We start from the raw sequence: 22,223 nt of genomic DNA, 5'->3' as shown, positions 1-22,223 counted from the left end.
CTGCGCAGGTCACGCGCGCTCGTGGCTGCAAAGTCACCGTGCGAAGGAGTCCGTATCCGGCCTACCCGGCCAGTGACGGGCTCCGGATGCCACGCCAGGCCGCAGGCAAGGCTGTTGAGATCAATGAGCGGCTGCTACGGCTGTTTCGGCCACGGAGGACTGACCTCCCACTTGACTGCTTGAGGCGGTCGAACGCGAGACCTCTCAGCCGGCCCGGCGGTGAAGTCCACCCGTGCGTTGATCTTCCGGGCGGCGGCCACGCCGCCGCAGACGGTGCGGGCGCCCCCCCACGAGTTCGGGGCCGCCCGGCGCGGCAAACCCGTCATCCCCACACCGGAGATCACGCAATGACTGCTCAGCAGCCACTCACCTACGACGCGTTCGTCGAACTCGCCGCCGCTGATCCAGCTGTCGGCGGTCTTGTCCTCAAGGGGGCACAGGCCCACGAGGGCATGAGTACGGAGCACTCCGACCACGACCTCTACGTCGTCCTCGCCGATCGCGCGACAACGGCCCTCACCCGGTTCACAGGGCACCGCTCCCCAGAACTCGACCTCGTCATCCTGACCGCCGCCGAGTTCCGCACCGCTGCCACCGGTTTCGAGCGGTACGCCCTCGCCCGCGCCCGGATCGTGCTCGACCGGCTCGACGGAGGCGTCGCGCAGATCCTGGCCGACGCGGCACGGCTCGACGCCGATGACGCATTCCGCCAAGCCGGCCAGTGGCTCGACGCCTACGCCGACTCTCTCTACGGTTCGCTCAAGAACGGCCGCGACGGACATGCGCTCGCGGCCCGACTCGACGCCGCCGACAGCATCCGGTTCCTGCTGGAACTGCTCTTCACTCTCGACCTCCGCCCCCGTCCCTACAACAGGTACGTGCAGTGGGAACTTGACCGGTTCCCCCTGCCCGGCTGGGACACCGGCAGGCTCCTCGATGCTGCGGACCGCGTCTCACGAACGGGCGAGGTGTCCACACAGCGTCATCTCTTCGCGCACGTCGAGGCAGTCGCCCGCCGGGCCGGGCACGGCACGGTGCTGGACGCATGGGGTGAGGACTTGCACCTGATGCGACCGCAGTAAAAGCGCACCGCGCGAACTCCCGCACCGACACCCCGGTCATGTGGCGCCTTCTTCAGCTCGTGGCTCGTGAGGTCGAGGCGACCGCTTCGGCCACGGTCCGCGGCAAGTGCCGCGGTGCCGCGGAGAATCCGGGCACATCCCGTCAACTGCGCCCCCGGGCGTTGAGCCGGGCGGCCTGGCGGGTCAGATGGCTGCGCTCGGCCAGGTTGGGGGCCTTCTGGGCCGCCTCCGTGTACAGCCGTGCCGCCGTCGCCAGGTCGCCGTCGCGCTCGTGGAGGTACGCCGCAACAGCAGTGTGGCGGGGCAGTGTGTCCTCCAGGGCCGCGAGTGCCGCAAGGCCGGCGCGCGGTCCGTCCGCCTCGCCGACGGCCACCGCGCGATTGAGCCGGACGACCGGGCTGTCGGTCAGGCGCGCGAGCTCGTCGTACCACTCGACGATCTGCACCCAGTCGGTCTCCTCGGCGGTGGGCGCGTCGGCGTGGAGTGCGGCGATGGCGGCCTGGGCCTGGAACTCGCCCAGCCGGTCGCGGGCGAGCGCCGCCTGCAGGATGTCGACGCCCTCGGCGATCGACTCGGTGTCCCACCGGCCGCGGTCCTGCTCGGCGAGCGGCACCAGGCTGCCGTCGGGCGCGGTCCGCGCGGCGCGCCGGGCGTGGTGGAGCAGCATGAGAGCGAGCAGCCCCGCCACCTCGGGGTGGTCGATCACGGCCGCGAGCTGCCGAGTGAGCCGGATGGCCTCGGCGGCGAGGTCGACGTCGCCGGAGTAACCCTCGTTGAAGACCAGGTAGAGGACGCGCAGCACGGTGGACACGTCGCCGGGCTGCTCGAACCGCACGCCGGAGACCGTGCGCTTGGCCCGGCTGATGCGCTGCGCCATGGTCGCTTCGGGCACCAGGTAGGCCTGGGCGATCTGGCGGGTGGTCAGCCCGCCCACGGCGCGCAGCGTGAGCGCGACCGCGGACGACGGCGTCAGCGACGGGTGGGCGCACAGGAAGTAGAGCTGGAGCGTGTCGTCCACCGCGGGCGCGGGCCCGGGCGCCGGCTCCTCGTCGACGCTCTCCTCACGCCGGCGGCGGGCGGCGTCCGCCCGAGTCGCGTCGAGGAACCGGCGCCAGGCCACGGTGACCAGCCAGCCCTTCGCATCCCGCGGCGGGTCGGCCTGCCAGACGCGGACCGCCTCGACGAGTGCGTCCTGCACGGCATCCTCAGCCGCCGCGAAGTCGGCTCCGCGGCGGACGAGGATGGCGAGCACGCTCGGCGTGAGGCTCCGGAGCAGGGCTTCGTTCATCTCGAGGGTCACTCCGTGATGGTGGGCGACACACCGTAGAACGGGCGCAGTTCCAGCCACTCGTGGATCGGCTTCCCGCCCGCCCCGGGGGCGGCCGACAGTTCCCCGGCCAGCTCGACGGCGCGCTCGTAGGTGTCGACGTCGATCACCATCCAGCCGGCGATGAGGTCCTTGGTCTCGGCGAACGGACCGTCGGTGACCGGCGGGCGCCCCTCACCGTCGTACCGGACCCACGTCCCCTCGGGGGCGAGCGCCTGGCCGTCGACGAACTCGCCGGTCTCCTCGAGCCGGGCCGCGAAGTCGTTCATGTACTGCACGTGAGCCGAGATCTCCTCCGGCGTCCACTTGTCCATGGGTACGTCGTTGGCCGGAGCCGGGGCGCCGCGGTAGTGCTTGAGCAGCAAGTACTTCGCCATGGTGTCTCTCCTCGGTGCTGATGCGACCCATTGTGGTCGCGTTCACAGCAGGGACGGAGCCGATCACGGGTTCTCGACATCACTGCCCATTTTTTTCTGGGCTCTTTTTGATGAGCCGGGTTGAGGGCCCTTCTTCCTCCTGGCTTTCCTGGCTTTCCGGGTACAGCGGCAGTGCGGTGGTGACTTCGAAGCCGCCTTCCGGCCGGTGCCCCGCATCCAGGGCACCGCCGACCGAGTGGGCGCGTTCACGCATACCGATGAGGCCGAAGCCGGTGCCCGGCACGAGTGTCGCCGGGGCCTTGTCGGCACCGTCGTCGGTGACCGTGATGTCCAGCCGGTCCTGCGCGTACACGAGCCGCACGTGTACGGCCGCCGCATCGGCGTGTTTGGTCACCTTGGTCAGGGCCTCCTGCACGATCCGGAACGCCGTCAGGTCCACTCCCGGCGAGAGCGGGCGCGGCTCGCCTTCGGTGGTGACGGTGACCTTGGGACCGGCGGATTCGACCGCGGCGACCAGTTCGGGGAGCCGGGCGAGTCCGGGAGACGGGTCCAAAGGCGTGTCGGGGTCGTTCGGCCGGCGCAGCAGGCCGAACGGTGGCCTTCAGCTCGCGCAGCGCCGAGGAGGTGGTACCGGCGAGGTCGACTCCCGTCGTCGTGCACCCACCGACATTTCCGTTGCTGCGAACGCATTACGTCAGGCTCCGCGCCTCATCCTGACGTCTGGCCGACACGTGCCTGACGTCAGCCTGCAGGCGTATACGTGCGTGGCCGGCAGCGTCCGTCGCATCCCGCCGTATCGGCCACCTGGACCCCGACCACCTGAGCCCTGGCCTCCTGGGCCTGGGCTCAGATCGGCGTCGCCGCGCCTCGGCGCGCCGGCTTCCGACTCAGGCAGCGTCGGGTTGCAACCGGTACCCAGGTACAGGTTTACCGTCGGAGGGGTCCACCCGTGGGACGTGATGACGGGAGTGAGCGCGATGAACGATCCGGCGTGGGTGCCACAGTCCTGCACGCTGCCCACCGCAGAGCAGCCCTTGCGGGTCGCGGAGTGGGATGCGTTGTTCTCCGAGCGGCTGAGGTCGCTGTCCCGGCTCCAACCGCTCCAACTGCGTCTGGAGCTGGCGGGCGGGCCAGGAGTCGAGGAGCGTCGGAGGGCGCTGCCCGTCTCGGCCGTTTGCCTGCGCCGCCGCCCTGGCCGTCTCGCGAACGGCACCTCGTGGCTCGGTCGGCGAGGCGAACGGCCTGCTGTCCGTTCCGTCATGGCGGTGCCGAGTCCGCGTCGTCGTACACAAGGAGTCCGTCACTGCGAAGGCGCACGCCCGGTGTCGGAGTGTGAGGTGTCAGGCGTCCGTCGTGCATCAGGTGGTGGACGAGCATGCCGCGGGCCAGGACAGCGAAGTCGGCGATGAGGCGCCGGTGGCATCGCCACCACACCGCTTCACTGCACATCACCGCGGTGCGCCGTTCTGCCGCTTGGTGCACGACTTGGTCCATGGCGGCGACGAAGTCCGGACTGCGGGTGTGAGCGGCATAGCCGCGGAAGGAAGCGTTGCGCCATACCGTGTCGGGCGACTCCGGCGGAGTCTTGCGGAAGCCGCCCAGGCGCGGCTCCCACCGATAGGCGATGCCCTCTTCGGGCATCCACCGGGCCAGGCGCTGCCGTGACAGATCCGGGTCCCGGCGGCTGCCGGGAGCGGTCCTGACGTCCACGACGGCGGCGACGTCGGCTTCCCGGAGGAGCCTGGCCAGCGTTCCCCGCTCCGCGGTGCTGTGGCCGAGGGTGATCAGTGCGGGCCGGGGCGCCGGGAACGCGTCTGTGGGGTCGGTCCGGGCATGGTCCATACAGGGAGTGCAGCACCTCCTGGCCCGTGCGGCACTGTCCGATCCTGTCCCGCTCGGCTGTGCGGGTCAGCGGGGCAGGCCCGTCAGGGCCAGGAATTCGCTGCGGGAGCGGGCGTCGTCGCGCAGCAGCCCGAGGAGCGTGGAGGTCATGGTCGTGGCTCCGGTGGCCTGGACGCCGCGCAGGGTCATGCAGGTGTGCTCGGCCTGGATGACGACGCCGACACCCTTGGGCTCCAGATGGGCTTGCAGCCAGTCGGCGACCTGCTTGGTGAGCCGTTCTTGCACCTGGGGACGGCAGGCGAAGTGCTCCAGGACCCGCGCGAGTTTGGACAGGCCCAGGATCCGCTGCCCGGGCAGGTAGCCGATGTGGGCGGTTCCGACGAACGGCAGAAGATGATGTTCACACACGCTGCGGAGCGGGATGCTGCGGGCGAGGACCAGTTCGTCGTATCCCTCGTCGTTGGGGAACGTGGTGAGGTCGAAGGGGCGGGGACTGAACAGTTCGGCGTAGGCGCGGGCCATACGGCGGGGGGTGCCGCGCAGACTCTCGGAATCGGTGCCGATGCCCAGGGCCTGGAGGAACTGTCCGGCCGCGAGTTCGGCGGCCGGCAGGTCCACCGTTTCCGCGTCGTGGGTCACGCTCAGGGCGGTGGGCGGCGCCGGTACCGGTTCCGGGGCGGCGGGGGCGATGTGCAGGGCGGAGTGGAGGTGCTGCGTCATGTCACTCACCCCTCCCGAGTGCCGTGAGCAGGACCAGGACGAGGGTCACGACGGCGGCGAGCCCATGTCCCGCGCCGACGGCGACGGGGAAGTGGCGTTCGGCAGATGCCGTCCGGCCGGCACCTGCCGGTGCGGCAGTGCGGTTGCGGTCGCGGTGGACGGGGATCCAGCGGGCGAGCAGCGCGGCGATGTCCATGGGGAACTCCCGGAGCAGTGGGGGCGGGTGCACTTCGGATGTGCGGAAGGCGCTGCGGGTCAGTGGCGGGCTGAGTGCCGGCGGGCGGGAGCGAAGCCCTCGGCCTGGGTCGCCTCGTCGGCGACCCGGACGCCGTAGTGGTAGGCGAGCTTGCCGCCCAGGAACCCCGAGACGCCGAGCACGGCCAGCGTCACGGCGTTCAGGACGAGCTGCGACGCCCCGACGCTTCCGGACGGCCCACCGTCGGCGTGGCGCCACAGGAAGCTGCCCGTGTACGCGGCGGTCACCAGCAGGTTCAACGTCATGTGGAGGAGGCCGGTACGGAAGGCCCTCGTGCCGGCGGGGATGGCGAACAGATCCAGGAAGCCCGCCATCGCCGCCGCCAGCGCCCCGATCACGCCCACGGCGATCAGCCACATCGCACCGCGGGCGAGGAAATCCGGATCGTCCACGAGGTGGGAGGCGATGTCGAAGACGAGGCTGCCCACCCATGCGCCGATCGGCACGGTGACCAGGATCGGATGGAACGGGTGCCCGTACGGGCCGGCGAGGGCGGCGCTGACCGGCTGTTTTGCCTGCTGCTGCAGTTCGCTGGGCATGGCATGGTCCTCTCGCAGAGTTTCACCAATCAATATTGGACTTATTAGCGAGAGCGGTCAAGCCACCAGCTCCGAGACGCAGAGAAAACCAGTTACGCGCACCCAGATGGGAGTTATCGTGGAGGCATGACCTCAGACCTGACTCCGGCTCCACCTCAGGCCCCCGCCGCTTCGGGGGTGGAATCCGTCACGGTGCTCGCGGACGAGGTGCGCCGCAGGCTGTACGGCTTCATACGGCGCGCCCACCGTCCGGTGACGCGGGAGGAGGCCGCCGCCGATGCCGGGATCTCGGCCAAGCTCGCCGCCTTCCACCTGGACAAACTGGTCGCGGCCGAGCTGCTGACCTCCCGCTACGACAACCCCGGCGGCATCCGCAAAGTCGGCCGCAAACCGAAGGTCTACGAGCCGGCGGACACCGAAATCCGCATCAGCATCCCCGAGCGCCGCCCTGACGTCCTGGCCGAGATCCTCATCGACGCGGTCCTCGACCAGCAGCAGGGCGAGGACGCCCAGTTGGCAGCGCTGCGCACGGCCCGGCACCGGGGAGAGGAACTCGGGGCCGCGACGCGCGCCAGCAACCGCCCCGGCCGTCTGGGACCCGAGCGGGCTCTCACACTTTCCGAGTCCGTGCTGGAAGCGCACGGCTTCGAGCCCGACCGGCAGGCCCCGACCGAAGTACGGCTCCTGAACTGCCCCTTCCACCAGTTGGCCGCCCGTTCGCCCGAGCTGGTGTGCGGGATCAACCACTCCTTCCTCGGCGGCTTCCTCACCGGTCTGCAGGCATCCGGCGTCGACGCGGTCCTCGCCCCTCGGCCGGGACGTTGCTGTGTGGAACTACGTGCCGCAGCCGGCGGAGCGAGCAGGTCCGCCCCTGCCACCGGGGCGTAGCCCCACCGCTTCGCAGGGCACCGCCATGGACGACGACGCCCCGCAGCAGAGGAGAGATCATGGCCGCGAACACAGCATTCGTGATCGTCGGAGCCGGCCTGGCCGGCGCGAAGGCGGCACAGACCTTCCGGGACGAGGGCTTCGACGGCCCGATCGCGCTGCTCGGGGAAGAGAGCGAGCGCCCGTACGAACGGCCGCCGCTGTCCAAGGGATACCTGCTGGGCAAGGACGAGCGTGAAACGCTCTACGTCCATCCCTCCCAGTGGTACGCCGAGCACGACGTCGACCTGCGACCGGGCACCACGGTCACCGCGATCGACCCGGCCGCCCACGAGGTGACGCTCGCCGACGGCAGCCGCGTCGGCTACGCAAAGCTGCTCCTGACCACCGGCTCTTCACCGCGTCGCCTGTCCACGCCGGGAGCCGGCCTCGACGGAGTGCTCTACCTGCGCCGGCTCGCCGACAGCGACCGCATCAAAGAAGCCCTTGCCTCCGCATCCCGCATCGTGGTGATCGGCGCCGGCTGGATCGGGCTGGAGACCGCTGCCGCCGCCCGGGCAGCCGGTGTCGAGGTCACGGTCCTGGAAAGGTCGGAACTCCCGCTCCTGCACGTGCTGGGCCGCGAGGTGGCCCAGATCTTCGCCGACCTGCACACCGAGCACGGGACCGACCTGCGCTGCGGAGTACAGGTCGCGGAGATCACCGGCGCCGACGGCCGGGCGAACGGCGTGCTGCTGACCGATGGCCGCCGCATCGACGCGGATGCGGTCATCGTCGGGATCGGCATCACCCCCACCACCCGGCTCGCCGAAGCCGCGGGCCTGGACGTCGACAACGGCATCCGCGTCGACGCCCGCCTGCGCACGTCCCACCCGGACATCCACGCCGCCGGAGACGTCGCGAACGCCTTCCACCCACTGCTCGGCCAGCACATCCGCGTCGAGCACTGGGCCAACGCCCTCAACCAGCCCCAGGTCGCGGCCAAGGCGATGCTCGGCCAGGACGTGACGTACGACCGCGTTCCGTACTTCTTCACCGACCAGTACGACCTGGGCATGGAGTACACCGGCTACGCCGAGCCGGGCGCCTACGACCAGATGGTCTTCCGCGGCCGGACCGACACCCGGGAGTTCATGGCGTTCTGGCTCGCCGGGGGCCGGGTTCTGGCCGGGATGAACGTCAACGTCTGGGACGTCACCGATCCGATCCGCGACCTCGTCACGTCCGGCCGAACAGTCGCCGCGAACGAACTCGCCGATACCGACGTGCCTCTGACACACATCGCGGGGCGCCCAGCCGGGACCGGCTGATGCGGAACCCGATGCAGGCGGTCCGTTCGGTCGGCGGTCAGATGGGACCCGTTGCGGGGGCGGGCGGGGTCCAGCGGCGGGTGCGGGGCACGGTGGAGGAGAGGCCGTAGTCCTTCTTCAGCTGCTCCGGGATCGCGTAGTGCATGACGCGGCCACGGGTGAGCGAGGACAGTTCGAGGATCGTGGTGAGATGGCCGAGACGGTCCAGGGCCCAGGCGCCGAGCGGTGAGCGGTCCTCGACGGTCTCCAGGACGCCCAGCAGGTGGGGTACGGCTTTGACGACGGTGTCCCAGGCGGTGCGCGGCACGTCCAGCCAGTCGGCGCACGTGTCGCCGACGAGGTGGCGGATCAGGGCGGAGACGATCGGGTCGAAGAACGTGCCGGGCACGACTTCCTCGTAGAGGTCGATCAGCTGCCGGGTGAGATGCGCGCCGTCCTCGCTCGGCCCCATGTGCCGGATCATGTACAGATCGAGGAACTGGCGGGCGGACTCCATGTCCTTGGGTACCTGGCTCTGGTCGACGCCGAGCATCGCGCCGACCACCCGCCAGGCGTACAGGTAGGCCTCCGCGCCGTCGGTGCTCATGTGGATGTTCAGCCGGTGCAGGGAGTCCAGCACCAGCAGTGAGAAGAACATCTGCCCGCCGATCATGTCCTCCTGACAGATCGGCACGCCCAGGCTGTCGGTGTCCCAGCGGTTGTCCCTTCTGAGGTGATGGCGGATGGATGCGTGCAGCAGACGGACCTTCTGAGCGGCGGGAATGAAGGTGCTGCCCGCCTCGAAAGCGCCGGGCTGCATGAGGTACACGGTGAACTGCCCGGTCTCCGCCATCCGCTTGGAGGGGTAGTCCAGCGCGTGCGTCGTCGCCAGCAGCTTCGCCACGTGCGGGACCAGGTAACACGCGGGCATGGCGGCGAAGGACAACGCCGTGGAGATGTGCACGTTGTTGTCGATGAAGAACAGCCTGGCCTTCTCCATCTCGCCCCAGTCGACCCACGCCGGAGGTGCGCTGGTGGCATGCAGGTACTCCCGAGCCACGTCGGGAAGGCCGTCGGGCAACGGCGCGCCGGCGGTCGACACGTAGCGCATCAGCGTGTTGAAGGTGCCCACCTCCCCGCGTTCGAAAAGGGTCGCCACCGTCGCGTCGGCGAGTTCGTCACCACTGCTGCGCAAGGCGTCCATCGACGCCTCGGTGTAGGTCATCACAGGCTCTTCGTCTCCAGTCGGAACAGACAGGGCCGGAACAGGAATCACGCGTGGCGGCGCCCGCGCCGCATGTCAGTGCCGACGGATTGCGGCCGCGTGCGCCAGGTCGGTGAGGGCTCGTGACGCGGGTACGGGGATGTCCAGGTCGTCCAGAGCGCGGGTGGCTTCCTCGACCCGGGCGGTGATCATCCCTTCTATGCGGTCGGGTGCTCTGAGCCGGGTCATCACTTCCCGGACCGCCTCCAGGCCGTCCCTGCCCACGTCGCGCCGGCCCGACAGCGCGCGCAGGCGCTCCCGGTCGGCCCCGTCGGCCACCCTCCAGGTTTCCGCCAGCAGGGCGGTGGGCCGGTGAGCCCGCAGGTCGTCCGTGTTGGCCTTGCCGGTGAGGGCCGGATCCCCGAACAGGCCGAGCAGGTCGTCGCGCAGCTGGAACGCCTCGCCCAGCGGCAGCCCGTAGCGGGAGTAGCCCTCCGTCAGCTCCTGCCCGGCGCCGGCCAGCACGCCTCCGATCAACAGGGGCTGTTCGACGGTGTACTTCGCGGTCTTGTACCGGATCACCTGCAACGACTGTGCCGTGTCCGGTTCTCCACCCGTGCGCAGAAGCTCCAGGCACTCACCCGCGATCAGCTCCCGCGCCAGGGTCGCCCACAGGGGACGGGCCCGGGCCAGGTAGGCCGTGGGCAAGCCGCTGCCGGCGAACAGCTGGCCGGCCAGCGACATGAGCAGGTCCCCCACCAGCATCGCCAGCGCCCTGGCGGTGGGCGCGGCACGGGGACGACCACGCAGCCCGGCTTTGAGGGCGACGTGCGCGGTGGGCCGGCCCCGCCGTACCGCGCTCTCGTCGATGATGTCGTCGTGTACGACGGCGGCGGCGTGGACCAGTTCCATGGAGGCCGCCGCCCGCACCAGCGCGTCGCTGTCAGGCTGGCCGGCCGCCCGCCAGCCCCAGTAGCAGAACGCCGCTCTCAGCCGCTTGCCGCTCGCCACGGCGGCCTCGACCTGGTCCGCCACCGGGCCCAGATCGGGGTCGATCGCGATGAGGTGGTCCGCCTCCTGCGCCACGAACCGGCTCAGCACCTCATCGACGCGCATTCTGAACACGGCCGGGTCATCCCGGTCAGCCACCGTCGACGCCCCGCCGGGCCAGAACGCTCTGGGCAAGGACCTCCAGATGGGCAGGCGGCACCACCGCGTACCGGTCCACGGCCAGCCGCCCGCGCGCCGTGAGGTCCCGCTGCGCGTCAGCCGCCAACTCCGCCGTGTCGGAGCGGCTCAGCAGCCCCCGTACGCTGCCTACGGCCGAGCCGAGAGCGCTCACCGCCAGGTCGGCAAGCCCCGCCGCCAACAGCACCGCCTGCTCGACTGAGCCCCCGCCATGCCCGGCCTCTTGCGTCATACCGTCCCCTGCCCCTTGGTCGTCCAGGCGGCACCGGTCACGGGCCACCGTCTACAGCGTCGCGTCCCACCGACAGGCACCAGGGACGAACTCACCATCGGGTGATCGCATCGCAGATACGTACGACTCCTCACCCGCGCAGCGGAAACCGCCCACACGGCGGACATAGCCGCGGGGCGCTCACGGGCCGCGCGTGAGGAGGGCAGTGCGGGCAGTCGCTGCCGACGCGACTCACACCGGCTTCTCTTCCTGGTTGGTGATGAAGTCGGCGGGCATCTCGGGGCTCCATACGGCGGCCGGGCAGTCCCAGTCGTTCGGCTTCCAGTCCTCGGTGATGCCGTCCATGTCGCCGGAGTACTCGATCCAGCCGCCCCAGGGATCCTGGATGTAGTGGAAGAGGTTCGAACCGAGGGTGTGGCGCCCCAGACCCCAGCCCTTCACCTGGCCCACGGCGGCCATGCTCCGCGCACCCATGGCGATCCGGTCGATGTCCGCCACCATCCAACTGGAGTGGTGCAGACCAGGATGCGTTCCCGGAACGAACCCGAAGACGTGGTGATCGCCCGGCCCCGAGTTCATGAACGTGGCGATGCCGGGGATGTGGTCCGACAGGCGCAGCCCCAGAGCGCGGGCATAAAACGCCTCGGAGGCGTCCAGATCGGTACTGATCAGCATGTGCCCAAGGCGCTGAGGACGGGCCGAGCCTGCTCAGTCGCGGTCAGCCAGCAGGCCTGGTCGACACGACGGATGCGGTCGCCGACGTTGGCGTCCTGGCCGTCCGTCGTACCGAACTCCCGCCACGGGGCGATCCCCTCGTCACGGGGGTTGATCAGATTGCCCTCGTGATCACGCAGCCACAGCCCCCCGGGCACCTCGGCCGGCGCGTCCAACAACCTCAGCCCCATGCCCTCGATGTGACGCTGCCACTCCCGCAGAGAACCCGGCTCCACGGCGAAGGCCACGTGGTGCAGCCGCTTGACCGGCCCTTCCGTCAACACCGTCTGGTCCTGCGCCCGCCCGTCACAGCGGATCACCACCGCGTCACCGCGCTCCGACGTCTCCAGCCCGAACGCGCTGTAGAAACTCGCGCCCGCATCCAGCGACGGCACCCGGAGCCCGTAATGCAGCAGACCCTTCACACGCAACATGTGCACACCTCGCGGCCAGTGTGTACACCTCTGGGAGGGGCGTCCAGACCTCGGCGGGAACCACTGCTGTCCGCACGGTGATGCCGCACGGGGCCATGGTTCCGTCGAGGTCGACTCGTCCACGAAGTCCGCCGCAACGGGTCGGCCCAGGTGTTCCGCCGGTAGAGAGGGCTTCCGCGTCCTGGGTCAGGACTGACCGCCGCCGGCGATCCCCAGCGCGGTCCGCGTGGCCATGGGCTCGTATTCCGGGGCGATGTCGGCCAGCACGCTCAGGGCGGTCCGCGCGAGATGACGGGCGATCACGCTCGCAGCCTCGGCGGGACCGCTGGTCCGCAGGGCGTCCAGCAGCGCCTCGTGCTCCTTGTGCGCCCTGGCCCATGAACCGGGCACACCGAGCTGGGCGAGCCGGATGTAGCGCTCGCTCTGTTCGGCCAACGAGGCGAGCATGCGCTGCAGGTGCGGTCCCACCGCGCGGGTCGCGATGCCATGGAACTCCTTGTGCGCGGCATACCACTCGTCCGGCGTGTCGTTGCCCGCCAGTTCCTGCATCCGCAGCAGGGCCTCGGCCATGCGCTCGACGTCCTCGGCGGTGAGCGACTTGGCCGTCATGCTGACGGCCAGCGTCTCCAGCATGATGCGAGCGCCGTACACACCGTCCAGTTCCGCGGGGTCCACGCCTCTCACCCGCGCCCGCTGGTCGGGGCTCGCGTCGATGAGCCCTTCTTCCTGGAGCAGCCGGAACGCCTCGCGCATCGGCGTACGGCTGACGCCCAGCTGCCGCGCCATCTCGGCCTGGAGCAGCACCGACCCCGGGGGCAGCTCGCCACTGAGGATCATGGTGCGCAGCCGTCCGTGCACATCCAGGGCGAGACGGCGGCCGCCCACGGCGACCGCGGGTGCTTCGTCCGGCGGCGCGGACGACATCGTGCCGTCACCGCCGTCCACGGCCGCCACCTGGCCCTCGAGAGACTCGCTCTTGCTCCTGGTCACGCCGGGAGTCTACCCAGGGTGTATGCAGCCGGTACGGGAAACGGCGTGGCCCGGGGCGACCGTCTGTCGGCCCCTTCGCACCGTCTGGCCGGCCTGCCGAGGGGCGGGACGCCCCGGCAACTCAGCGGGGAGGGACCGGGCGGTCGTAGACGTTGTTCGGGGTCACGATCTCGGTGATCGCCCGGGCGACCAGCGAGGACGGCTCCCGCCCTTCGTCAGTGATGTCGGTGTTGAGCATGAGCACCAGCGTGGCCTTCTTCGAGGGCAGGTAGACGGTCACGGTCTCGTAGCCCGGAATGGAGCCGTTGTGTCCGATCCAGCCGCCGGATTCGAAGATGCCGAGGCCGTAGCTCGTACCGGGATAGCCCGTCGGCAGTGTCCTGAGTCGCTGCGCCTGGGTCTCCGGGCTGAGCAGCGTGCCGGTGGCGACGATCTTCGCCCAGCGACGCAGATCGTGCAGGTCCGAGATCATCGCCCCGGCCGCCCAGGCCCAGCTGGGGTTCCAGTCCGTGGCGTCCTCGATCTCTCCGCTCAGCGTCTGGTTGGTGTACCCGCGCGGGTGCGGCTCGGGAAACTCGGGGCCCTCCGGGAAGAACGTGTGGCGCAGGCGGGCCGGGCGGAGCACCCGCTTGTCGATGAAGTCGGCGAGGCGGTGACCGCTGACCTTCTCGATCACCAGGCCGAGGAGGACGAGGTTGCTGTTGGAGTACTGGAATTCCTTCCCCGGCGCGAAGGTGTTCGCGTGTCTGAAGCCGTACGCGAGCACCTCCTGCGGCGTGAACGAGCGGCTGGGGTCGCTCAGCAGGTCGTGCTCGAAGTCCGGGTCGGCGCTGTAGGGGAACAGACCGCTGCGCATCTCGGCCAGATGCCTCAGGGTGATCCGGTCCCCCTTGGGCACGCCGGGGATGTAGGCGGAGATCGGGTCGTCCAGTCCGATACGACCGTCGTCGACGAGCTTGAGCAGCGCTGTGACCGTGAAGGTCTTGGTCTCGCTGCCGATCCGGAAGAACTGGTCGGTGGTCATCGGTCTGCGGGTGGTTTTGTCGGCGACCCCTGTCGCGCGCACGTAGCTCCCCTTGCCCGGCATCCACAGTCCGACGACGACGCCGGGGATGCCGGCCTGCCGGCGGACGTCCTCGATGGCCTTGTCCAGCCGAGCGGTCAGCTCGGGACCCAGGCCGTCCGGTGGGCACTCGTCCTTGCCGTACCGGTCGACGTCGGCGGCGTGGACGGCCGTGGCGGGAGCCGCTGTCATCGGGGCCAGCACGGACGTCACCAGCAGCGCTGCGGCGAACTGACGGCGGGACGGAGTACGTCGCATGTCGGGGTGCCTCTTCCAGGTCAGGGGTCGGCGACAACGTCACCATCCGGACCCTGGGCGCGGGCCCCGTCCGGTACGCGTTCCTGCGAGTCCACCCGTTCGGAGCCACACGGGTTTCCGAGCCGGCCCCGGCTCAGACAGGCTCCCGCCGACCCGTTGACCTAAATGTCTGATATGCGCGTATAAGCAGACTTTAACCGGATACTCGTGCCGCATGACACGGACGATAAGAAGGCATGGAAGGCACACCGAGCAGGCTGCGGCGGGCCGGGAGCAGGAGACCGAGGCCGTGCGCGCACCGAATGCCGGGCCGGACGAGCAGGTGGAGCGGCAGGCGCCGGACAGGCCGAAGGACCTGCCCAAAGGCTCCTGGGGGACCGTGCTGAAAGGCACGCTGAAGGAATTCAAACGGGACGAGCTGACCGACCGGGCCGCAGCGCTGACCTACTACGGGATCCTGGCGCTGTTCCCGGCGTTGCTGGCGCTCGTGTCCCTGCTGGGGATCGTCGGCCAGTCGGCGACGCAACAGGTGCTGGACAACATCCAGACGCTCGCCCCGGGCGCGGCGCAGGATGTCCTGACCAACGCGGTGCAGCAGATGCAGGGCAACGCGGGACTCGGCTCGGTCATGGCGATCGTCGGCCTGGTGCTCGCGGTGTGGTCGGCGTCCGGCTATGTCGCCGCGTTCATCAGGAGCGCCAACGCGGTCTACGACGTCCCCGAGGGCCGTCCGGTGTGGAAGGTACTGCCGGTGCGGGTCGGCGTGACCGTGGTGCTGATGGTCATGGCCGTGGTCAGCGCGCTGATCGTCGTGTTCACCGGCGGTCTCGCAAAAGAGATCGGCACCGCCCTCGGCGTGGGTGACACAGGACTGACGGTGTGGTCGATCGCGAAGTGGCCGGTGCTCGTGGTCCTGGTCACTCTCATGATCGCGCTCCTGTACTGGGCGACCCCGAACGCGAGGACCCGCGGCTTCCGCTGGATCACACCGGGCAGTTTCCTCGCGCTGGTGATCTGGATGATCGCCTCGGCGGGTTTCGCGTTCTATGTGGCGAACTTCGGCTCGTACAACAAGACCTACGGCGCCATCGCCGGCGTGATCATTTTCCTCGTGTGGCTGTGGATCACGAACCTGGCGATCCTGCTCGGCCTGGAATTCGATGCGGAGCTGGCCCGGCAGCGGGCTGTCGCGGGCGGTCATCCGGCCGGAGACGAGCCCTACGTCCAGCCGCGCGACACACGGAAGTGGGACGAAGAGGACCGTAGGCGCCTTGAACGCTGAGGCCGCAAGAGCCCCGACGAAGTCGCCACGTACGCCGGAAGCACTGACGAAGGACAGGTGAACACCCATGACAGCAGACGGCTCCCACCGCACCGGCCGGGCAGAGCAGGAACCGGTGAGCGACCTGGTCCAGCAGGCCTCGCGGCAGCTGTCGCAGCTGGTCCGGGACGAGATGCGGTTGGCGCAGGCGGAGATGACCGAGAAGGGCAAGCGGTTCGGCAAGGGCGGCGGTCTGTTCGGCGGCGCCGGCCTGATGGGTGTCCTCACCCTGCAGGCACTGGTGGCCACGGTGATCGCCGCCCTGTCACTGGTCATGGATGTGTGGGTGGCGGCGCTGATCGTCACCGGTGCCCTGGCCGCCGTGACCGCCGTGATGGCTGCGCTCGGCAAACAGCAGATCGGCAAGGCCTCTCCGCCGGTACCGGAACGGACCATGGGCAGCGTCGAGGCCGACGTGGCCGAGATCAGGGAGAAGGCACAGCGATGACCCAGGACAAGTCGCAGCCGGGCAAGGAGGCGGCGCCCTCCCCGGAGGAACTGCGCGAGCAGGTCGAGGCGACGCGCGAGGAACTCGGTGAGACCGTCGAGGCGCTCGCGGCGAAGGCCGACGTGAAGACCCGTGCCCACGACAAGACGACAGCCGTCAAGCAGCAGGTCACCGAGAGGACCACCCAGGTCACACACCAACTGCGGGACAAGGCGACGCACGCTGCCCACCTGGTGCAGGACAGGACCCCCGAGCCGGTACGCACCAAGGCGGCCGCGGCCACTGTGCAGGTCCGCGACAAGGCCGTGCACGTCGGAGAGCTGGCCCGTGAGAAGGCCCCCGAACCGGTCCGTGAGAAGGCCGACCAGGGCATGCGGATGGCGCAGGCCAACCGCACACCTCTGGTCGTCGCGGCGGGCGTGGTCGTCGCACTGCTGATCGTGCGTCGTGCCAGGAGGCGGCGATGAAAGCCTCGAAGATCGCCTACAAACCCGTCGGCCTGGCGCTCGGCGCCGCCAGCGGCGTGCTGGCCGGCGGAGTGTTCAAACAGGTCTGGAAGAAACTCGGACACGACGAGGACGCCCCCGACGCCACCGACGAGAACCGCACCTGGCGCGAGACCATGTCGGCAGCCGTCCTCCAGGGCGCGATCTTCGCCGGCGTCAAAGCCATGGTCGACCGCGGCGGCGCCGCCGCCACCCGCCGCCTGACCGGCACCTGGCCCGGTTGACGCGTCGGTCGACGTCCGACCTGTTCCCGGTTCTCACAACGACGCTCAGGCGGGCTTCTCTTCCTGGTTGGTGATGAAGTCGGCCGGCATCTCGGGGCTCCATACGGCGGCCGGGCAGTGCCAGTCGTTCGGCTTCCAGTCCTCGGTGATGCGGTCCATGTCGCCGGAGTACTCGATCCAGCCGCCCCAGGGATCCTGGATGTAGTGGAAGAGGGAACCGAGAGTGTGGCGCCCCAGACCCCAGCTCCTCCGGGCGAAGGGGCGGCACGCCGAGGCGCGGAGGGCGGCCGACCGTTGGAACATCACCTCGGACGACGCGCAGCAAGCCCCGCCGACGTCGGAGAAAGACCCGTCCGGAACCGGCTCGGACAGCATGTCGCCGGTGAAAGCCCTCTTCTCGCGCAGCTACGTCGCGGCGACTGTGTGCTTCCTGGTGATGACGTGCCTGTGCCTGTTCATGATCTACGGCTTCAACACCTGGCTCCCTGAGATCATGCGTCGCGCCGGCCACTCCGCAGGCTCCTCGCTCGGCTTCCTCCTCGTGTTCAGCATCGGGGCTGTCGTCGGCACGCTCATCATCTCCCTGGCAGCCGACCGACTCGGCTCCAGGCCGATCATCACCGCGACCTTCCTCGTCTCCAGCCTGACCGTGATACTGCTCAGCCTGCGGCTGCCCACGACGGTGCTGCACGCGGCCGTCGCGCTGGTGTCGGGGCGATGGGCACGCAGTCGTTCGTCCTCGCCTATGTCTCGAAGCACTATCCGGTACGCATGGGCGCCACCGCGATGGGCTGGACGCTGGGCTTCGGCCGCATCGGCTCGATGCTCGCCCCGCCACTGCTCGGGCTCATCATCGGAGCCGGGCTGGCGTTCCAGTGGAACTTCTACGCACTCGCCGTACCCGGCGTCATCGGCGCCCTGCTGGTCGGGCTGGTTCCCCGCTCACCGGAGGCGGCAGAGCCCGCAGATCACGGAGGTGCGGGCGGGACCACACGTCCGTTCGCGGAGCAGACCTGAGTCACACACCGAGGTGACGAACGACCGCGCACCCCGCGGCTGCGGTGCACCTCCTCGACACCGACGGGGCGCTGAGAACGAACAAGGTCCTGGTCGCGTGGTCTCGTGAGGGGTTGTGCGTGAGGGACTGTGCGTGAGGGCAGGGCCTCGGGTGGCCAGGGTCGCGAAACGAACCGAGCTCCTCCCCGGCAGGCAACGCCCGCTTGCTCAGTGCCTCACGCACGCCTCGATGACCGCTGCGACCTGTTCCGCGGCCGGTGAGTTCAGGCCCGCTCGGCGCGCCAGGCCCAGGCCGACCGTTTCCGTCTCGATGAGCGGCAGGTAGGTCACACCGTCGAGGCGGAGACTCTGCACGGACTCCGGGACCAGGGCCACGCCGTGCCCCGCGGCGACGAACACCACCAGTGTCGCGGTCTCGCCGACCTCGACCAGAGCAGAGGGTTCGAAGCCGGCCCGGGCGCACGCGGCGAGAACCCGGCCGTGCATGGAGGAGCGGTCCCGGGACGGGTGGACGACGATGGGCTCGTCGGCGAGTGCCGCGAGGGGAATCTCGCTGCGGCCTGCCAGCGGATGACTGCTGGGCAGGACGGCCACCAGTCGTTCGGTCCGGAGGGCGGTGACCTCGACGGCGGCGTCCACCGGAGTGCCGGTACGCAGGAGGGCCAGGTCGTAGCTGCCTGCGAGCAGGCCGTCGACCAGTTCGGGATTCAGCAGCTCACCGCGCAGTTCGAGGGACACACCCGGCAGTTGCGCGCGGACCGTGCGGGCGATCCGCGGCAGGACGTCGTAGGTGGCGGTGCCGACGAACCCGACGGACACCCGTCCGGCACGGCCACTGGCGAGCAGGGCCATCTGCTCCTCCGCCCGCTCCACCTCGCCCAGGATCGATCGCGCATGGGTGATCAGCTGGCGGCCGGCCTCGGTGAGCTCCACCCGCCGCGTGGACCGGGTGAAGAGCGGTGTGCCCAGCTGCCGCTCCAGCTGCTTGAGCTGCTGGGAGAGGGCCGACTGGGCCACGTGCAGACGCTGGGCGGCGCGGCCGAAGTGACACTCCTCGGCGAGAGCGAGGAAGTAACGGACCTGCCGGAGTTCCATGACCACACCTTATCTGCACAGGTGATAAGTCGAGCAGAACTGTGTATTGGACGAGATCAATCAGCGGGCCTACGTTGAGTCCCATGGTTGCCAGCTTCGTTTACACCACAGTGAGAACCCCCTTCGGACGGTTCGGTGGAGCGCTCGCCGAGGTCCGACCCGACGACCTCGCCGCCGCCGCCGTCTCAGGAGTCCTCGCCAAGGCTCCGTCGCTCGACCCCGCGCTGATCGGCGACGTGTTCTGGGGCAACGCCAACGGCGCCGGCGAGGACAACCGGAACGTCGGCCGGATGGCCGTTCTCCTGGCCGGACTGCCTACGTCGGTGCCGGCCACGACCGTCAACCGGCTCTGCGGCTCCTCGCTCGACGCGGCGATCATCGGCTCGCGGACCGTCGAGAGCGGGGACGCCGACATCGTCCTCATCGGCGGGGTGGAGTCGATGACGCGTGCGCCGTGGGTCCTGCCGAAGCCGTCACGCGCCTTCCCCGCCGGCCACGTGACCGCCGTGTCGACCACCCTGGGGTGGCGGCTGGTCAACGAGCGCATGCCGCAGGAGTGGACCGTCTCCCTGGGCGAGGCGAACGAGCAGCTGGCCGAGCGGTTCGGCGTCACCCGGGCACGGCAGGACGAGTTCGCCGCCCGCTCGCACCGTCTCGCGGACGATGCCTGGAACTCCGGCTTCTACGACGACCTGGTGGTTCCCGTGGTGCTGGACGGCGAGGTCCGTCTCTCCCGCGACGAGGGCATCCGGCCGGGGACCTCGCCGCAGAAGCTGGCCGGCCTGAAGCCGGCGTTCCGACCCGACGGCGTCATCACCGCCGGCAACGCCTCGCCGCTCAACGACGGCGCGTCCGCCGTGCTGATCGGCTCGGAGGAGGCGTCGTCCCGCATCGGCCTCGCGCCGCTGGCTCGCATAGCGGGTCGCGGAGTGTCGGCACTCGAGCCGCAGATGTTCGGGTTCGCTCCGGTGGAGGCGGCCGAGCGGGCACTGAAGAGGGCGGGTATCTCCTGGTCGGACGTCTCGGCGGTCGAACTCAACGAGGCGTTCGCCGTGCAGTCGTTGGCCTGCGTGGACGCCTGGAAGATCGATCCGGCCATCGTCAACACCCAGGGTGGTGCGATCGCGATCGGCCATCCGCTCGGCGCTTCCGGTGGCCGGATCCTCGGCACCCTCGCCGCCCGGTTGCGCGCCTCGGGGAAGCGGTGGGGCGTCGCCGCGATCTGTATCGGTGTCGGACAGGCCCTGGCGGTCGTCCTGGAGAACGTGACGGATGGAGTCCGATGACTGTTCAGGTGTGTGCGGATGCCGATGAGGCCGTGGCCGGGATCAGGGACGGTTCGACCGTGCTGGTCGGAGGGTTCGGCATGGCCGGCATGCCGGTCGAGTTGATCGACGCGCTCATCCGGCAGGGTGCGAGCGATCTGACCGTGGTGTCGAACAACGCCGGCAACGGCGACACAGGGCTGGCCGCGCTCCTGGCCAAGGGACGGGTACGAAGGATCGTGTGTTCCTTCCCCCGCCAGTCCGACTCGTGGGTCTTCGACCAGCTCTACCGCGAGGGACGGATCGAGCTCGAAGTGGTGCCCCAGGGCACCCTCGCCGAACGGATGCGCGCGGCCGGTGCGGGCATCGGTGCCTTCTTCTCGCCCACGGGCGTCGGTACACCCCTGGCGGAAGGGAAGGAGACCCGCGAGATAGGCGGCCGCACCTACGTCCTGGAGCACCCGATCAAGGGTGACGTGGCGCTGATCGGCGCCCACATCGCCGACCGCATGGGCAACCTCGTCTATCGCAAGACCGCCCGCAACTTCGGACCGGTCATGGCCACCGCCGCGACCACGGTCGTGGCCCAGGTCCGCGAGATCGTCGAGACCGGTGCGATCGACCCCGAGGTCGTCGTGACGCCGAGCATCTACGTCGACCGCGTCGTGCGGGCGGGGGTGGCCGCGTGAACTCGACTGCTTCGCTCGTGGAGAACCTCGACCGCGGGCCGCTGAGCAAGGACGAGATGGCCGCCTTGGTGGCGCGCGACATCCCGCACGGCTCCTACGTAAACCTGGGTATCGGACAGCCGACGCTCGTCGCCGACCACCTCCCCGAGGGGTCGGAGGTGGTGCTGCACACCGAGAACGGCATGCTCAACATGGGTCCCGCGGCCACGCCCGGTCAGGTGGACCCCGATCTCACCAACGCGGGAAAGATCCCGGTCACCGAGCTGCCGGGAGCGGCCTACTTCCATCACGCCGACTCCTTCGCGATGATGCGCGGCGGTCACCTGGACGTCTGCGTGCTCGGCGCTTTCCAGGTCTCGGCCGTCGGGGACCTGGCCAACTGGCACACGGGCAAACCCCACGCGATCCCTGCCGTCGGGGGTGCGATGGACCTTGCGATCGGCGCCAAGAAGGTGTTCGTCATGATGACGCTCTTCGCGAAGGACGGCGCGCCCAAACTGGTGCGGGAGTGCAGCTACCCGCTCACCGGGCTGGGGTGCGTCGACCGTGTCTACACCGACCTGGCGACTTTCCGCGTCGGTCCTGAAGGGACCACCGTGCTCGAGACCTTCGGGGTCACCTATGACGAGCTCGCGGCGCGTCTGGACCTGGATCTCGCCTCGGCGAGCGGGGTTGGGCAGGTGCCCCCCGGTCGGCCTTCCTGATACTCCCTTGAGAGCGATCGGTGGGGCGGGTCAGGGCGCGGCTTCGATGGTGATCTCGTCGGCGGTGGCGAGCTGCCCGGTGCCGCCGTCGGCCATGTGCCCGAGGGGAACCAGGCCGGTCGCGTAGGGGGCGTCGCGGTAGTAGGTGGCGAGCTGGTTCCAGGGCGCGTAGTACGCCAGGTCACCGACCTCGGGGTCGGCGCCTTCCGGGGCGCCGGAGGTGGACAGCCTTCGGGGCAGATCGGCGATCTTCTCGGCCTGGTTGAGGTCGCGCAGGGACAGGGTCAGGGGGAGCTGGGCGGCGAAGTCGCGGGCGGTGGGGCTGTCGTTCAGGGTGGCGGCGATGTGGTGGCCGTTGAGGGTGAGCCGGATGTTCATTTCGGTCGTCCTGCCGGTCGGTGTGGTGGCGGCCGGGGCTGTCGCAGCCTGCGGCGACGCGGTCTCGGAGGAGGACGGGGACGGGGAGTCGTTGGTGCAGGCGGTCATGACCAGCAGCAGGGCGGCGGACGGGATCACGCGGGCGAGAGCGCGAAGGGGTGCCGGGTTCACGG

Annotated in this window: 27 protein-coding genes and 2 pseudogenes; 12 read left to right on the top strand and 17 right to left on the bottom strand. The window is 69.9% G+C overall.

Going from position 1 to position 22,223, the window contains the following annotated elements:
* The first annotated feature begins 347 nt into the window (after positions 1-347).
* The gene (locus KUM49_RS19955; RefSeq protein ID WP_217238197.1) at positions 348-1,082 is read left to right on the top strand and encodes a hypothetical protein; all 735 of its coding nucleotides are present in this window, start codon (positions 348-350) and stop codon (positions 1,080-1,082) included.
* Positions 1,083-1,224: 142 nt separating this feature from the next.
* Here the strand turns inward: KUM49_RS19955 and KUM49_RS19950 are convergent, their stop codons facing one another.
* From KUM49_RS19950 to KUM49_RS19920, 7 genes and pseudogenes are all read right to left on the bottom strand, one after another.
* A complete protein-coding gene (locus tag KUM49_RS19950) occupies positions 1,225-2,370 on the bottom strand; it encodes an RNA polymerase sigma factor (RefSeq protein ID WP_217238272.1) in 1,146 nt (381 codons plus the stop codon).
* Between the two features lie 8 nt (positions 2,371-2,378).
* The gene (locus KUM49_RS19945) at positions 2,379-2,786 is read right to left on the bottom strand and encodes a YciI family protein (protein ID WP_217238196.1); all 408 of its coding nucleotides are present in this window, start codon (positions 2,784-2,786) and stop codon (positions 2,379-2,381) included.
* Between the two features lie 79 nt (positions 2,787-2,865).
* Positions 2,866-3,427: pseudogene (locus KUM49_RS19940) on the bottom strand (sensor histidine kinase); the annotation flags it as partial.
* Positions 3,428-4,043: 616 nt separating this feature from the next.
* The gene (locus tag KUM49_RS19935) at positions 4,044-4,628 is read right to left on the bottom strand and encodes a DUF488 family protein (protein WP_217238195.1); all 585 of its coding nucleotides are present in this window, start codon (positions 4,626-4,628) and stop codon (positions 4,044-4,046) included.
* A gap of 66 nt (positions 4,629-4,694) precedes the next feature.
* Positions 4,695-5,348 (bottom strand): GTP cyclohydrolase I FolE, encoded by a 654-nt coding sequence (folE, locus tag KUM49_RS19930; protein WP_217238194.1) that lies wholly within the window; start codon positions 5,346-5,348, stop codon positions 4,695-4,697.
* Position 5,349: 1 nt separating this feature from the next.
* Entirely contained in the window at positions 5,350-5,544 is a 195-nt protein-coding gene (locus tag KUM49_RS19925; protein WP_217238193.1) for a hypothetical protein, read from the bottom strand.
* Positions 5,545-5,603: 59 nt separating this feature from the next.
* A complete protein-coding gene (locus KUM49_RS19920; RefSeq protein ID WP_217238192.1) occupies positions 5,604-6,143 on the bottom strand; it encodes a DUF2231 domain-containing protein in 540 nt (179 codons plus the stop codon).
* 126 nt (positions 6,144-6,269) lie between these two features.
* Here KUM49_RS19920 and KUM49_RS19915 point away from each other — a divergent pair, with 126 nt between their 5' ends.
* Both KUM49_RS19915 and KUM49_RS19910 read left to right on the top strand, forming a co-directional pair.
* The gene (locus KUM49_RS19915; RefSeq protein ID WP_217238191.1) at positions 6,270-7,031 is read left to right on the top strand and encodes a metalloregulator ArsR/SmtB family transcription factor; all 762 of its coding nucleotides are present in this window, start codon (positions 6,270-6,272) and stop codon (positions 7,029-7,031) included.
* A 59-nt stretch (positions 7,032-7,090) separates the two neighbouring features.
* Positions 7,091-8,341, top strand: a complete 1,251-nt coding sequence (locus tag KUM49_RS19910; protein ID WP_217238190.1) for an NAD(P)/FAD-dependent oxidoreductase — start codon at positions 7,091-7,093, stop codon at positions 8,339-8,341.
* A 37-nt stretch (positions 8,342-8,378) separates the two neighbouring features.
* On the opposite strand, the gene KUM49_RS19905 is transcribed toward KUM49_RS19910, so the two are convergent.
* The 7 genes from KUM49_RS19905 to KUM49_RS19880 form a co-directional block, all read right to left on the bottom strand.
* Entirely contained in the window at positions 8,379-9,545 is a 1,167-nt protein-coding gene (locus KUM49_RS19905) for an oxygenase MpaB family protein (protein WP_217238189.1), read from the bottom strand.
* Positions 9,546-9,620: 75 nt separating this feature from the next.
* Complete coding sequence (locus KUM49_RS19900; protein ID WP_217238188.1) at positions 9,621-10,640, bottom strand: polyprenyl synthetase family protein; 1,020 nt, start codon at positions 10,638-10,640, stop codon at positions 9,621-9,623.
* A gap of 25 nt (positions 10,641-10,665) precedes the next feature.
* A complete protein-coding gene (locus KUM49_RS19895) occupies positions 10,666-10,944 on the bottom strand; it encodes a polyprenyl synthetase (protein WP_217238187.1) in 279 nt (92 codons plus the stop codon).
* A gap of 231 nt (positions 10,945-11,175) precedes the next feature.
* Entirely contained in the window at positions 11,176-11,619 is a 444-nt protein-coding gene (locus tag KUM49_RS48440; RefSeq protein ID WP_254401424.1) for a VOC family protein, read from the bottom strand.
* Positions 11,613-12,092 (bottom strand): VOC family protein, encoded by a 480-nt coding sequence (locus KUM49_RS48435; protein ID WP_254401423.1) that lies wholly within the window; start codon positions 12,090-12,092, stop codon positions 11,613-11,615. Before KUM49_RS48435 ends, KUM49_RS48440 begins: the two co-directional genes overlap by 7 nt.
* A gap of 186 nt (positions 12,093-12,278) precedes the next feature.
* Positions 12,279-13,082, bottom strand: a complete 804-nt coding sequence (locus tag KUM49_RS19885; RefSeq protein ID WP_308406671.1) for a GntR family transcriptional regulator — start codon at positions 13,080-13,082, stop codon at positions 12,279-12,281.
* Between the two features lie 121 nt (positions 13,083-13,203).
* Positions 13,204-14,403 carry a serine hydrolase gene (locus tag KUM49_RS19880; RefSeq protein WP_217238186.1) on the bottom strand — a complete coding sequence of 400 codons (1,200 nt, stop codon included), beginning with the start codon at positions 14,401-14,403 and terminating at the stop codon, positions 13,204-13,206.
* Between the two features lie 214 nt (positions 14,404-14,617).
* On the opposite strand from KUM49_RS19880, the gene KUM49_RS19875 reads away from it, so the two are divergent.
* The 4 genes from KUM49_RS19875 (at position 14,618) to KUM49_RS19860 (ending at position 16,902) form a co-directional block, all read left to right on the top strand.
* Positions 14,618-15,685 carry a YihY/virulence factor BrkB family protein gene (locus tag KUM49_RS19875; RefSeq protein ID WP_217238185.1) on the top strand — a complete coding sequence of 356 codons (1,068 nt, stop codon included), beginning with the start codon at positions 14,618-14,620 and terminating at the stop codon, positions 15,683-15,685.
* Between the two features lie 67 nt (positions 15,686-15,752).
* Positions 15,753-16,172 carry a phage holin family protein gene (locus tag KUM49_RS19870; RefSeq protein WP_217238184.1) on the top strand — a complete coding sequence of 140 codons (420 nt, stop codon included), beginning with the start codon at positions 15,753-15,755 and terminating at the stop codon, positions 16,170-16,172.
* A complete protein-coding gene (locus tag KUM49_RS19865) occupies positions 16,169-16,639 on the top strand; it encodes a DUF3618 domain-containing protein (protein ID WP_217238183.1) in 471 nt (156 codons plus the stop codon). Before KUM49_RS19870 ends, KUM49_RS19865 begins: the two co-directional genes overlap by 4 nt.
* A complete protein-coding gene (locus tag KUM49_RS19860) occupies positions 16,636-16,902 on the top strand; it encodes a DUF4235 domain-containing protein (RefSeq protein WP_217238182.1) in 267 nt (88 codons plus the stop codon). Before KUM49_RS19865 ends, KUM49_RS19860 begins: the two co-directional genes overlap by 4 nt.
* Positions 16,903-16,947: 45 nt before the next feature.
* Here KUM49_RS19860 and KUM49_RS19855 read toward each other — a convergent pair whose 3' ends face one another.
* Positions 16,948-17,205, bottom strand: a complete 258-nt coding sequence (locus KUM49_RS19855) for a hypothetical protein (protein WP_254401422.1) — start codon at positions 17,203-17,205, stop codon at positions 16,948-16,950.
* On the opposite strand from KUM49_RS19855, the pseudogene KUM49_RS50730 reads away from it, so the two are divergent.
* Positions 17,126-17,560 (top strand): annotated as a pseudogene (locus KUM49_RS50730) (MFS transporter); the annotation flags it as partial. The gene KUM49_RS19855 and the pseudogene KUM49_RS50730 overlap by 80 nt on opposite strands.
* Positions 17,561-17,619: 59 nt before the next feature.
* Positions 17,620-17,919, top strand: coding sequence for an MFS transporter (locus KUM49_RS48430; RefSeq protein WP_254401421.1), 300 nt, complete (start codon positions 17,620-17,622; stop codon positions 17,917-17,919).
* 207 nt (positions 17,920-18,126) lie between these two features.
* Here KUM49_RS48430 and KUM49_RS19845 read toward each other — a convergent pair whose 3' ends face one another.
* Positions 18,127-19,014: a LysR family transcriptional regulator gene (locus KUM49_RS19845; protein WP_217238180.1), complete on the bottom strand. Its 888-nt coding sequence runs from the start codon at positions 19,012-19,014 to the stop codon at positions 18,127-18,129.
* An 83-nt stretch (positions 19,015-19,097) separates the two neighbouring features.
* Here KUM49_RS19845 and KUM49_RS19840 point away from each other — a divergent pair, with 83 nt between their 5' ends.
* The 3 genes from KUM49_RS19840 to KUM49_RS19830 are packed head-to-tail and all read left to right on the top strand — an operon-like array spanning position 19,098 to position 21,672.
* Positions 19,098-20,300, top strand: a complete 1,203-nt coding sequence (locus KUM49_RS19840; RefSeq protein ID WP_217238179.1) for a thiolase family protein — start codon at positions 19,098-19,100, stop codon at positions 20,298-20,300.
* Entirely contained in the window at positions 20,297-20,968 is a 672-nt protein-coding gene (locus KUM49_RS19835; protein ID WP_217238178.1) for a 3-oxoacid CoA-transferase subunit A, read from the top strand. The genes KUM49_RS19840 and KUM49_RS19835 overlap by 4 nt, the downstream gene beginning before the upstream one ends.
* Positions 20,969-21,024: 56 nt before the next feature.
* Entirely contained in the window at positions 21,025-21,672 is a 648-nt protein-coding gene (locus KUM49_RS19830) for a 3-oxoacid CoA-transferase subunit B (RefSeq protein ID WP_217238270.1), read from the top strand.
* Between the two features lie 30 nt (positions 21,673-21,702).
* Here KUM49_RS19830 and KUM49_RS19825 read toward each other — a convergent pair whose 3' ends face one another.
* On the bottom strand, positions 21,703-22,221 hold the full coding sequence (locus KUM49_RS19825; RefSeq protein WP_308406670.1) for a cyclophilin-like fold protein: 519 nt from the start codon (positions 22,219-22,221) through the stop codon (positions 21,703-21,705).
* Between the last annotated feature and the right edge of the window lie 2 nt (positions 22,222-22,223).

Source organism: Streptomyces sp. AC555_RSS877, assembly GCF_019049245.1.
Taxonomy (GTDB): Bacteria; Actinomycetota; Actinomycetes; order Streptomycetales; family Streptomycetaceae; genus Streptomyces.
Note: the sequence above shows the minus strand (reverse complement) of the source record. Positions and strands in the feature narration are given on the sequence as shown.